The sequence below is a fragment of the Pseudonocardia wallangbongensis genome, from assembly GCF_054486945.1.
In genome coordinates this window covers 279,240-291,176 of the sequence record NZ_JBRERS010000008.1, presented here as the reverse complement: position 1 = coordinate 291,176, position 11,937 = coordinate 279,240, and the positions used below count along the sequence as shown (strand labels likewise).

Here is an 11,937-nt window from a genome sequence, read left to right as displayed (position 1 = left end):
TTGAAGATCAGTTTGTGACGACCGACCTCAACGCCCTCCTGACCGCGAGGTCCCCACGTCCTTGCCGGCGCGCATTCTGGACAGAATATGTTGACTGGTCTACCTTATGTCATGGTCACGGCAGGGCGCGCAGGTGAGTGTGCGGTTGGTTGCCCCGGGTCGATGCTCGAGCTGATCCGGACCCGCGGTTACACCGGTACCGGCCTGAACGTGCGAAGGGGTCGGATGCAGACCTGCGGTCGAAATGATCAACACCGGCGGGCCACGAGGGACAGCAGGACCGCCGACACCAGGACAATGGCGGACGGAGCGGAGATGGAATTCGTTCTGACGAACCTTCGGTACCAGGGGGACACCCTGACCGAGTGGGCGCTCACCGGAGCGATTGGCGCCACTGCACTCAGGGCCGTGTTCGGTGTGCCCACCCTCCGCGAGTTTCTGGTCTGGGGAGCATGCGGCGTCTTGTCGGGCGTGCTGTTCGGCGTTGGCTCGGCTCTGCGCCGCACGCACCGGTTACGCCGCGCGCGCGACCGGGCGCGCGAGTTGCTCGGCCAGTCGGCCACCGACGCGGAGTGCGCGCTCGCGGTGCGTGCTGCGGTGCGCGGCCCCGTTCCTGGTGAGCCAAAGATCCGGCGGGCGGCCGTCCAGCTGACCGCCGACCTCCTCCTCGAGCACATGCCGCGGAAGAGGGTGATCGGCCTCGTCGTCGGCGGCATGATGATCATATTCGCGGTGGGGGACGCCGCACTCGAGGACCTGAGTTACTGGTACCTCGCCGGGGCGGGCTGGGGCATGCTGCTGCCGCAGCTTTCGTCATGGCGGGCTCACCGACGCGTCGATCGTCTGCGCGGGAAGGCTGAGGCGTAGCTCCGTTGACAGAATATATAGACTGGTCTATCTTTGCGGTGTGGTCACAGCGAAGGGTGCGCAGACGAGTGCCCGACTGGTGGAGTCGTTGCTCGAGCTGATCCAGACCCGCGGTTATGCCGGTACCGGGCTGAACACGGTGGTCGAGCAGGCACAGGCACCCAAGGGGTCGCTGTACTTCCACTTCCCCGAGGGCAAGGAGGCGCTAGGGGTGAAAGCCGTCGAGCTGGCGGCGGAGCGGTTCCGAGCCCTCGTCGCGGATGCGGCGGTGGCGTCGGCCACGCCCGGTGAGGTCGTCCGGAGCGTGGTCGACGTGCTGGCCGAGCTCCTGACCGGCAGCGATTTCCGGCTGGGTTGCCCGGTCTCGGTGGTCACGCTGGAGATGGGTGCACAGAGCGAACGGTTGCGCGCGGCCTGCGCGGGCGCGTTCGAATCCTGGATCGCGCCGATGGCCGCATTCCTCGCCGCGAACGGCAGGCCGGAGCCGGCGGCACGGGCGTTGGCGACGGCCGCGGTCAGCGCGGTCGAGGGCGCGATGATCGTGTCCCGGGCGCAGCGGAGCGTGGAACCGCTGCGCCACACCGCGGACGCTCTGGTCGCCCTGCTCGACGAACCGGCGTCATGAGTGAGCGGCCGGGAGCGAATCGTCAGCACGGCACTGGGCGGCACGGTCTGCAACTGCCTCGCCGGTACCTGCGCCGGGCCCGTCCCGAAACGCTGGCCAGGCTGTTGACCGGCGACCCCGCCCACATGCCGGCACCGGTATCCAGTTCCGCGGACCTGCGACATGGCCGGGTCGCGGCCCACGTCACAGAGATCATCGGTGCGGGACACCACCTCCAGCTCACCCACCCCACCCAGCTCGCCGCCGCCATCCAGCGACAGGGGGTTGCGTCGCCCGGCCGGGAGTCATCGCCATGTCAGGAGATCCCGTGGTCGCGGGCGTGAATCACCTGAACTGCCGCACGTCCCGTCCCCGCCGCACGGCGCTCCATCAGATCGCCGCTGCGTTGGTGTCGTGCCTGCTGGTGCTGTGCGTCGCGCCGGGGGTCGCGTCTGCGCAGGGCCCACCGGCGCAGGGCCCTCCGGGGGGTGTCGAGCTCGCGCCGACGATGCTCGTGCTGGATGCGTCCGGTTCGATGACGGGCGCCGATCCTGACGAGGGCACGAAGATGGATGCGGCCAAGCACGCTGTGCACGCGCTGCTGGACACCGCCCCGAATGGAGCGCCGGTCGGGCTGGTCGCCTATGGGACCGGTACCGGCAATTCCGACGCGGAGCGCGCGCAGGGGTGTCAGGACGTCACGGTGTTGCACCCGCCGGGGCCGCTGGACCGTGCCGGTATCGGCGCCGATGTCGACGGGCTGGTCCCCCGCGGCTACACGCCGATCGGTCGCTCGCTGCAGGTTGCGGCGGACCAGCTGCCGCAGGAGGGGCCCCGCTCGATCGTTCTCGTCTCCGACGGCGTCGACACCTGCGCTCCGCCCGAGCCGTGCGAGGTGGTGCGCACGCTCGCCGGGCAGGGGGTCGACCTGGTCGTGCACGCGGTCGGGTTCGGGGTCGACGAGGCGGCCCGTGCTCAGCTCAGCTGTATCGCGCAGGCCACCGGCGGCACCTACACCGACGCCCCCGACGCCGAGGCGCTGCAGCGGGTGCTCCCGCGGGTCACCCGCTCGGCGATGCGCAACTACCAGCCTGCGGGCACCCCGGTGACCGGCGCACCCGCCGCCGGGGCGGCGCCGCTCACCACGCCGGGCCAGCACCTGGACACGATCGGTCAGCACGAGCGGCGCTTCTACGCCGTGGACGTCCCGGAGGGCGCCACCGCCTATGTCAGCGCCACCGTCGCCTACCCGCGGTTGGCCGACGTCGGGATCACCGACGACTTCAACGTGCTCGTGCTGCAGACCTACGGCGAGGCGGGTGAGGACTGCAACCAGTTCGAGAGCCAGCAGGCGGGCATGTCGAGTTCGGGGGAGGTGCTGACCGTGGCCACGACGTGGACGGGCGCCGCCGAGCAGGAAACCGGCTACGAGGCGGGTGACCGGTGCAAGGGTGGTGGCCGCTACACCTTCGGCCTCACCTGGGACGTCGTGTCCAAGGGCGTGCCGGAGCGGCTGCCGGTCGAGCTGCTCGTTGCCGTGGAACCTCCGGTCGCCGACGCCGGGCCCGTCGCCGTCCTCCCGGAGCCGGTGTTCACCCAGCCGCCGGGCCCGGCGGTCCCCGTCGTGGGTGGCGGCTCGTTCAACGTGGCCGCCGAACTTCCCGGCTCCGGGAGCTACACCGACACGGTGCAACGCGGAGAGTTCGTCTTCTACCGGGTGAAGCTGCACTGGGGTCAGGGGCTGGCCTACCGCGTCCGACTCGGCGCCACCCCGGTGCACCGCCTGGACAACCTCTCGCCCGTCTCCACCGCGGCCTACACCCCCTCACGGCAGGAGATCGTCGCCGACAACCTGGTCTACAACGGCGACGCGGAGGTGCTGCCCACGGACGCACGGGCGGAGACCACCGCGCGGGTGCGCTACAACAACCGCGAGGCCGACACGTACGAGTTCCATCCCCAGAGCGTCGCCGGCGCCTACTACATCGCGGTGCACATCGGCCCGACCGCGGAGAAGCCGGATGCCGCCGTGCCGGTGCCGATCCAGCTCGACGTCAATGTCGCGGGCGAACCGGAACCCGGCCCGCGCTACGCGGCCACCGCCCCGTTGCCCGTCCCGGCGCCCGGTGCACCCTCCAGCGGGCAGCCGTCGGCAGCAGCCCCGGCACCTGAGGCCGCGGCCACCAGCACCACACTCACGCCCACCGGCTGGGCCGTCCTCGCCGGAGGGGGCCTGCTCGCACTGGCACTCGCGGTCGCCCTCGTGCTGCGGTGGCGCCGGCGTGGTCCGACAGCCGAACGTGGATGACATGCGGTCGGCAGATCGCGTCGGGCCCAGGACCCGCGATACCTAGCCGGCGCACTCAGCGGAAACCTGGATCCGCCGACTTATGCACCGAGCTTCCGGTTCGGGACGTTAGAGCTGCAGCAGCATCCGCACGTTGCCGAGCGTGTTGGGCTTGACGTGCGCGAGGTCGAGGAACTCCGCCACACCGGCGTCGTAGGAGCGCAGCATCGCGGCGAACACGTCGGCCTCCACGGGCGTGCCGTCGATCTCCTCGAACCCGTGGCGGGAGAAGAACTGCTTCTCGAACGTGAGCACGAACAGGCGCTGCAGGCCCAGCTCGCGGGCGCCGGAGATCAGCCGGCCGACGAGCGCGTGGCCCACGCCGTGCCCGACCGCGCGCGGGTCCACCGCGACGGTGCGGATCTCGCCGAGGTCCTCCCACAGCACGTGCAGGGCGCCGCAGCCGACCACCTCGCCGTCGAGCTCCGCCACCAGGAACTCCGGCACGGCCTCGTAGAGCGTGATCATCTCTTTGGCCAGCAGAACGCGTCCGGCGTACTCGTCGACGAGCTGTTTGATGGTCCGGACGTCGGCGGTGCGTGCCCGCCGCACGAGTGGTGTCGCCACGACCCGTCAGATTAGAGAATGCCGCCGGATACCCTGGTGCCCGTGCCCGAACCCGACGCTCCGCGGCGTGCCGCCCTGCTCACCCTCGGCTGTGCTCGCAACGAGGTCGACTCGGAGGAGCTCGCCGGGCGACTCACCGGCAGCGGGTGGGAGCTGGTGGACGCCGACTCCGGCTCCGCGGACGTGATCGTCGTGAACACGTGCGGGTTCGTCGAGCAGGCCAAGAAGGACTCCATCGACACGCTGCTCGCCGCGTCCGACGCCGCGGCGCCCCGGGGCGCGAAGGTCGTGGCCGTCGGCTGTCTCGCCGAGCGCTACGGGGCCGAGCTGGCCGAGAGCCTCCCGGAGGCCGACGCCGTGCTGGGCTTCGACGCCTACCCCGAGCTGGCCGATCGGCTCGGCGACGTCATGGGCGGCCACGCCCCGGCGCCGCACGTCCCGGTCGACCGGCGCACGCTGCTGCCGATCTCCCCGGTCGAGCGCCCCGCCGCGGCGGGTGACGTCGCCGTCCCCGGCCACGCCTGGGTCCCGGACCTCGCGCGCACCCGCCTGTCGGACGCCCCGGTCGCCCCGCTCAAGCTCGCCTCCGGCTGCGACCGGCGCTGCGCGTTCTGCGCCATCCCGTCGTTCCGCGGTGCGTTCGTCTCTCGGCCGCCCGACGACGTCGTCGCCGAGGCCGCGTGGTTGGGGATGCACGGCGTGCGCGAGCTCGTCCTCGTGAGCGAGAACTCCACGTCCTACGGCAAGGACCTGCCCGGTGGCGCGGGAGCGCTCGCGCGCCTGCTACCCCGGCTCACCCACGTGCCGGGGATCGACCGCGTGCGCGTGTCGTACCTGCAGCCGGCGGAGCTGCGGCCCGACCTCCTCGAGGTCATCGCCACCACCCCCGGCATCGCCCCGTACTTCGACCTGTCGTTCCAGCACGCGAGCCCCGCCGTGCTGCGCCGCATGCGCCGGTTCGGCTCCCGCGAGGACTTCCTCGGGCTGTGCGAGCGCATCCGCGCGCTGGCGCCCGAGGCCGGGATCCGCAGCAACTTCATCGTCGGCTTCCCCGGCGAGACGGAGGAGGACCTCGCCGAGCTGGAGGCGTTCCTCACCGGTGCCCGCCTGGACGCCGTGGGCGTGTTCGGCTACTCCGACGAGGACGGCACGGAGGCCGCGGGCTACGAGGGCAAGCTCCCGCCGGAGGAGGTCGCCCGCCGCGTCGAGCGGATCAACTCGCTGGTCGAGGAGCTGATGGCCCAGCGCGCAGAGGACCGCGTCGGCACGGAGGTCACGGTGCTCGTCGAGGCCGAGGAGGACGACGACTTCGAGTGCACCGGGCGCGCCGACCACCAGGCGCCCGAGGTCGACGGTGAGTGCGTGCTCGAGCGAGGTTCGGGCCTCGAGGTGGGGGAGCTGGTGCGGGCCGTCGTCGTGGGCAACGAGGGCGCCGACCTGGTCGTCTCGCCCCGCGAGAGGCTTTCGCGCAGCGAGCTCGTTGCGGCGGGTGCCCGGGGGCCGGGATGAGTTCTGCGCCGGCGAGCCCACCGCCGCTGCTGAACATCGCGAACGTCCTCACGGGTGTCCGGCTGCTGCTGGTGCCGGTCTTCCTGGTCGTGCTGTTCGTCGAGGACGGCACGGACGTCGGCTGGCGCCTGGCCGCCACCGGCGTCTTCGCCCTCGCCGCGATCACCGACCGGTTCGACGGCGAGCTCGCCCGCAGCCGCGGCCTCGTCACGGCGTTCGGCACGATCGCCGACCCGATCGCCGACAAGGCGCTCACCGGCGCGGCGCTCGTCGGGCTGTCCGTCCTGGCCCAGGTGCCGTGGTGGGTCACGATCGTGATCATGGGGCGGGAGCTGGGCATCACCGTGCTGCGGTTCTGGGTGTTGCGCCACGGCATCATCCCGGCCAGCCGCGGCGGCAAGCTGAAGACGCTGTGCCAGGCCATCGCGATCGGGCTGTTCCTGCTCCCGCTGCCCGAGGTGGGGGTGGTCTGGGTGCTGCGGTGGGCCGTGCTCGGCCTCGCGCTCGCGCTGACCGTCGGCACCGGGGTGGACTACGTGCTGCGCGCGGTGCGGCTGCGATCGGCGGCGACGGCCACCGGCTGACGGGGGCCGGTCCGTCCTCCGGGGCCGCGTGTTCGCCGTGGGCGGACGCGACGGGCCGGTCAACTCGGCGACGCGGCGGCGCGGGAGTCGGTACGGTGATCTCACCGGGTTTGCGGGCGGCTGCGCCCGGCGGATGACGAGGAGGGTCGCATGGCGGTGCTGATGCGAGAGGCGATCGGCGGCAGCCTGCGGCGCGTGCGCACGGCGCGTAGACGCACGTTGCGGGACGTGGCGCGGCGCGCGCGGGTGAGCCTCGGCTACCTGTCGGAGGTGGAGCGCGGTCGCAAGGAGCCATCCAGCGAGCTGCTCGCCGCCATCTGCGAATCCCTCGAGATCGCGCTGCACGACCTGCTCGCCGAGGCCGCGGAGGCCATCGCCGCAGAGACCGTGGCGGCCGAGGCCGCCCGCCTGCGCCGCCCCGTCGGGCTGCGCCACATGGACCTGCGTCTGGCCACCGCCGCCGACGAGGGCCCGTTCACCCCGGTGTCTCCGGTCGCGCCCGTGGCGCCGGTCGGGCCGCGGCCCGCGGCCCCGACGCCCGCGGCACCAGTGGCGCTCGCATCCGTCCGCGCCGCCTGACTCGATCCACCCCACCGGGCGCCCGCCTCAGCGGGCGCCCGGTTCTCGTGTGCGCTGGGAGTCGGGCGTCCACGCATTCCGCTTCGGCCCGGTAGCCTGAGGTCCGGGTCGCCCCGACGGTGGCCTCCGGATCATCCCCGATATCGTCGCCGATCAGTGGAAGCCGGAGGCATCCGGTGCCACGATGGGGCAGAACGGACGGACAGGCAGCGGCGAGCGCGCCGCACTCGGAGGGCGGAGCAGATGGCCAACGGTTTCACGAAGGCCTGGAAGTACCTGATGGCGCTGTTCTCGTCCAAGGTCGACGAGTACGCCGACCCGAAGGTCCAGATCCAGCAGGCCATCGAGGAGGCTCAGCGGCAGCACCAGTCGCTGTCCCAGCAGGCCGCCGCGGTGATCGGCAACCAGCGCCAGCTGGAGATGAAGCTCAACCGCCAGCTCGGTGAGATCGAGAAGCTGCAGGCGTCGGCGCGTCAGGCGCTCGTGCTGGCCGACCAGGCCCGCGCCGCCGGCGACGAGACCACCGCGCAGCAGCGTGAGCAGGCCGCGCAGGCGTTCGCGTCGCAGCTGGTCACCGCCGAGCAGTCGGTCGAGGACCTCAAGACGCTGCACGACCAGTCGATCCAGGCCGCCGGGCAGGCCAAGCAGGCCGTCGAGCGCAACTCGATGATGCTGCAGCAGAAGATCGCCGAGCGCACCAAGCTGCTCAGCCAGCTGGAGCAGGCCAAGATGCAGGAGCAGGCCGCCGCGTCGCTCCGGCAGATGACGGAGCTCGCCGCGCCGGGCAACACGCCGTCGCTGGAAGAGGTCCGCGACAAGATCGAGCGCCGTTACGCCAACGCCCTCGGGCAGGCCGACCTGGCGTCCAACTCGGTGCAGGGCCGCATGCTGGAGGTCCAGCAGTCCACCGCCGACATGGCCGGCGCGAGCCGCCTGGAGCAGATCCGCGCCTCCCTGCACGGCACGCCCGTGGCCGGCGAGGTCACGGCGGGTGATCCGGCGGCCGCCCCCACCCAGGTCAACAAGCAGCAGCAGCCCGGCACCGCCTGAGCGGCCGCCGGCTCACCGACCGCCGGTGACCCGCTCCAGCAGCGGTGCCACCCGGTGTTCCACGAGCGTGCGCATCACGAGCGAGGTGGTGGTGCGCTCGACGCCGTCCGTGGCGAGCAGCTGACCCGCGATGCGGTAGAGGTCGTCGGCGTCGCGGGCGGCGACGCGGACCAGCAGGTCGGTGGGGCCGGAGAGGCCGAGCACCTCTAGGACCTCCGGGACCTCCCGCAGGGCCGCGGCGACCTCGCCGAGCAGCCGCTGCGTCACCTGCACCATGACGAACGCCGTGAGCGGGTAGCCCAGCGCCGCGGGCTCGACGCGTCGCTCGAACGACGTGACGACCCCGCGGGACTCGAGGCCGGCGAGGCGGGCCTGCACGGTGTTGCGCGACAGCCCGGTGCGTTCGGCGAGGGCGAGCACGGTGGCGCGCGGGCTCTCGGCGAGCGCGAGGAGCAGTCGCGCGTCGGTGGCGTCGACGCCTTCGGTATTGCGCACAGTGCCCCCTTCTTACGCCCACATCCCGACCGGGCTTGAGCATTCTGCTCGATCGGTCGAGCCGTGGTTGTGCACTCCATGCGCAGGTGCTGCCATTTGACGGCAGTCTGACAGGAGGAGGAACCATGACGAGCGTCGCCCCGCGCCCCGGAGCGGCCGCGCCCTCGCTGGAGTCGCTGCGCGAGATCGAGAAGCGCGTGTTGTGGCTCGCCACGGCGACCGTGCACCACGCCAACCGGGTGCGGCCGAACCCGAGCGGCCTGAAGGTCGGGGGCCACCAGGCGTCCAGCGCGTCGATGGTGTCGATCATGACGGCGCTGTGGTTCTCCCACCTGCGGGCGCAGGACCGGGTCTCGGTCAAGCCGCACGCGTCGCCGGTGCTGCACGCGATCAACCACCTGCTCGGCGAGCTGGACGAGCGCTACCTGACGACGCTCCGGGCGTTCGGCGGGCTGCAGGCCTACCCCTCGCGGTCCAAGGACCCGGACCCGGTCGACTACTCCACCGGATCGGTCGGGATCGGCGCGACGGCACCCATCTGGGGTGCGCTGGCCCGCCGCTACCTCGCCTCGAAGGGAGCCGGGACGGGCAGCGGGCGGCAGTACTCGCTGGTGGGCGACGCGGAGCTGGACGAGGGGGCGTGCTGGGAGGCGATCATCGACCCGATGGTCGCCGAGCTCGGCGAGGTCGTCTGGATCGTGGACGTCAACCGGCAGTCGCTCGACCGGGTCGTCCCGAACATCGGCGTGCCCCGGCTGCAGGGCATGTTCGGGGCGGCCGGCTGGCAGGTCCTCACCGTCAAGTACGGGCACCTGCTCGAGGAGCTGTTCACCCGGCCCGGCGGGGCGGCGCTGCGCGGGCGCATCGACGAGATGTCCAACCCGGAGTACCAGCGGCTCCTGCGCTGCACGCCCGAGCAGTTGCGGGAGCGGCTGCCCGGCGGCGACGCCGGGCTCGCCCGCCTGGTCGCCGAGCTGGACGACGCCACCCTGCACGCGGCGGTGCGCAACCTCGGCGGCCACGACCTCGCGGCGCTCGACCAGGCCCTCACCGCGATCGACGACTCCCGCCCGACGGTGATCTTCGCCTACACGGTGAAGGGTTACGGCCTCGCCACGGAAGGCCACCCGCAGAACCACTCCTCGCTGCTCACGGATGCGCAGCTGGCGCAGCTCGCCGAGGACCTCGGCACGTCGGTCGGCGAGCCGTGGGCACCGTTCCCGGACGGGTCCGGCGCGGCCCGGCTCTGCGGCGAGGTCGCGCGGCGGCTGCGCCGCGAGCCGTCGGCGCCACCCCGCGGGCCGGAGGTCCCCGCCGACTTCGGCCGCACGCCGGGTAGCACCGCCACCACCCAGGCCGCGCTCGGCCGGGCACTGCTCGACCTCACCCGCTCGGCGCCCGGCGCGGCACAGCGGGTCGTGACGCTGTGCCCGGACGTCAGCTCGTCCACCAACCTGGCGGGCTGGGTCAACAAGGTCGGCGTCTGGTCGGCACGGGAGCGGGTGGACTGGTTCGCCGACGACCCCGAGACGATCCTGCACTGGCGCGAGCGCCCCACCGGCCAGCACTTCGAGCTGGGAATCGCCGAGACCAACCTCGTGGGGCTGCTCGGCGAGCTCGGCGCCACCTGGAGCCGGTGGGGGGAGCCGCTGCTGCCGATCGGGGTGCTCTACGACCCGTTCGTCGAGCGGGCGCTCGAACCGTGGTCGTTCGGGATCTACGCCGGCGGTCAGTCGATCCTCGTCGGGACGCCGTCCGGGGTGTCGCTCGCCCCCGAGGGTGGCGCCCACCAGTCGGTCACCACGCCGTCCATCGGTCTGGAGCAGCCCGGCTGCATCTCCTACGAGCCCGCGTTCGCGATCGACGTCGAGTGGACGCTGCTGGCGTCGCTGGCCCGGCTGGGGCGTCCCGACGGGAGCTCGGCCTACCTGCGGCTGTCGACGCGGCCGGTCGACCAGACGCTCGCCGCCGTCCCCGCCGACCCGGCCGCGCGCGAGCACCGGCGGCGCCAGGTGGTGGCGGGTGCCTACCCGCTCCGCAGCGCGCCCGCGGGGCCCGCCGTCACCCTCGTGGCGATGGGGGCCGTCGTCCCCGAGGCGCTCGCGGCGGCGGACCGGCTGGACGTCCTCGGGATCCCGGCGGACGTGGTGTGCGTGACGAGCCCCGGACTGCTGTTCGAGGCCGCGCAGGCCAGGACGGGACGGGGCGAGGGCGAGCCGTGGATCCTCGACGCGGCCTTCCCCACCCGCCGCGCCGCGCCGATGGTGACCGTGCTCGACGGGCACCCGCACACGCTGGCCTTCCTCGCCGGGATCAACCAGGTCAGGGCCGTGCATCTCGGGGTGACGCGGTTCGGCCAGTCCGGCGACCTCGGCGACGTCCACCGCCACCACGGGGTCGACGCCGACAGCGTCATCCGGGCCGCCCTCGACTTGATTCCATGACGCGGGGCGCCGGGCCGGGCTGGCAGGTGGGGCACCAGAAGGTGACCCGGGCGTGGACGCCCTCGCCCTGCTTCGCGGTGCGGACGCGGGTGCCGCAGCGGCGGCAGCGCCGCCCACCGCGGTCGTACACCCAGGTCTGCCGGCCGCGGGCGAGCTCGCCGGTGGTGGACTGCTGCGGGCGGTCGGCGTTGCGCAGCAGCAGGGTGCGGGCGAGGTCGATCGCGGCGGCGGCGTCCGGGACGTCGCGCGCGAGCGTCCACGGGGAGAGGCCGAGCAGGAAGCACACCTCGGTCTTGTAGAGGTTGCCGACGCCCGCCATCACCCGCTGCTCCAGCAGCACCAGCCCCAGCTCGGACTCCCCGCGGGCGGTGAACCGGCGCAGCGCCTCGGCGGCGTGGTCGTCCCCCCAGGCGGGGTCGAGCAGGTCAGGGCCCAGGTGTCCGACGAGCCGGTCCTCCTCCGCGGTGGGCAGCAGTTCCAGGTCGTGCAGGTTGAACCCGACGGCCGTGCGCTCGGTCGTCTCCAGCACGGCGCGGGCCTGGTGGGCGGGTCGCTGCCACGGCATGCCGGGCCGGTAGAGGTGCCAGGAGCCGTCCAGGCGCAGGTGGCTGTGCAGGCTGCGGCCGTCGTCGAACCGGGTGAACAGGTGCTTGCCCACGGACCCGACGTCGAGCACCGTGCGGCCGGTGAGGTCGTGCTCGACGAGGCGCGGGTGGCGCAGCTCGCCCCGCACCAGCGGGTGCCCGGACAGCGCGGCCCGCAGCCGCTTCGCGGTGAGGTGCACGGTGTCGCCTTCGGGCACGCGGGCGACGGTAGCGCAGCTCGATCGGCGATCCACCGATCGATGGATCAGGCGCTGGTCGGCCGCGGATACGGTGTTCCGGTGGGAGC

At 72.8% G+C, this 11,937-nt stretch carries 11 protein-coding genes; 8 read left to right on the top strand and 3 right to left on the bottom strand.

Features of this window, described 5'->3' with window-relative positions; translation table 11 throughout:
• The first annotated feature begins 315 nt into the window (after positions 1–315).
• From ACU436_RS27860 to ACU436_RS27850, 3 genes are all read left to right on the top strand, one after another.
• On the top strand, positions 316–867 hold the full coding sequence (locus ACU436_RS27860; protein WP_459029921.1) for a DUF6518 family protein: 552 nt from the start codon (positions 316–318) through the stop codon (positions 865–867).
• 40 nt (positions 868–907) lie between these two features.
• Complete coding sequence (locus ACU436_RS27855; protein WP_459029920.1) at positions 908–1,492, top strand: TetR/AcrR family transcriptional regulator; 585 nt, start codon at positions 908–910, stop codon at positions 1,490–1,492.
• A gap of 292 nt (positions 1,493–1,784) precedes the next feature.
• A complete protein-coding gene (locus tag ACU436_RS27850) occupies positions 1,785–3,779 on the top strand; it encodes a vWA domain-containing protein (RefSeq protein ID WP_459029919.1) in 1,995 nt (664 codons plus the stop codon).
• A gap of 108 nt (positions 3,780–3,887) precedes the next feature.
• Here ACU436_RS27850 and ACU436_RS27845 read toward each other — a convergent pair whose 3' ends face one another.
• Entirely contained in the window at positions 3,888–4,385 is a 498-nt protein-coding gene (locus tag ACU436_RS27845) for an amino-acid N-acetyltransferase (protein WP_459029918.1), read from the bottom strand.
• A gap of 18 nt (positions 4,386–4,403) precedes the next feature.
• Here ACU436_RS27845 and rimO point away from each other — a divergent pair, with 18 nt between their 5' ends.
• The 4 genes from rimO (at position 4,404) to ACU436_RS27825 (ending at position 8,107) form a co-directional block, all read left to right on the top strand.
• Positions 4,404–5,894 carry a 30S ribosomal protein S12 methylthiotransferase RimO gene (rimO, locus tag ACU436_RS27840; RefSeq protein WP_459029917.1) on the top strand — a complete coding sequence of 497 codons (1,491 nt, stop codon included), beginning with the start codon at positions 4,404–4,406 and terminating at the stop codon, positions 5,892–5,894.
• A complete protein-coding gene (gene pgsA / locus ACU436_RS27835; RefSeq protein WP_459029916.1) occupies positions 5,891–6,478 on the top strand; it encodes a CDP-diacylglycerol--glycerol-3-phosphate 3-phosphatidyltransferase in 588 nt (195 codons plus the stop codon). Before rimO ends, pgsA begins: the two co-directional genes overlap by 4 nt.
• 150 nt (positions 6,479–6,628) lie before the next feature.
• The gene (locus tag ACU436_RS27830; protein ID WP_459029915.1) at positions 6,629–7,057 is read left to right on the top strand and encodes a helix-turn-helix domain-containing protein; all 429 of its coding nucleotides are present in this window, start codon (positions 6,629–6,631) and stop codon (positions 7,055–7,057) included.
• 243 nt (positions 7,058–7,300) lie between these two features.
• On the top strand, positions 7,301–8,107 hold the full coding sequence (locus tag ACU436_RS27825) for a PspA/IM30 family protein (RefSeq protein ID WP_459029914.1): 807 nt from the start codon (positions 7,301–7,303) through the stop codon (positions 8,105–8,107).
• A gap of 12 nt (positions 8,108–8,119) precedes the next feature.
• Here ACU436_RS27825 and ACU436_RS27820 read toward each other — a convergent pair whose 3' ends face one another.
• Positions 8,120–8,602: an Lrp/AsnC family transcriptional regulator gene (locus ACU436_RS27820; RefSeq protein ID WP_459029913.1), complete on the bottom strand. Its 483-nt coding sequence runs from the start codon at positions 8,600–8,602 to the stop codon at positions 8,120–8,122.
• 125 nt (positions 8,603–8,727) lie between these two features.
• Here ACU436_RS27820 and ACU436_RS27815 point away from each other — a divergent pair, with 125 nt between their 5' ends.
• Positions 8,728–11,046: a transketolase-like TK C-terminal-containing protein gene (locus ACU436_RS27815; RefSeq protein ID WP_459029912.1), complete on the top strand. Its 2,319-nt coding sequence runs from the start codon at positions 8,728–8,730 to the stop codon at positions 11,044–11,046.
• On the opposite strand, the gene ACU436_RS27810 is transcribed toward ACU436_RS27815, so the two are convergent.
• Entirely contained in the window at positions 11,015–11,848 is an 834-nt protein-coding gene (locus ACU436_RS27810) for a DNA-formamidopyrimidine glycosylase family protein (RefSeq protein WP_459029911.1), read from the bottom strand. The genes ACU436_RS27815 and ACU436_RS27810 overlap by 32 nt on opposite strands.
• Positions 11,849–11,937 lie beyond the last annotated feature (89 nt).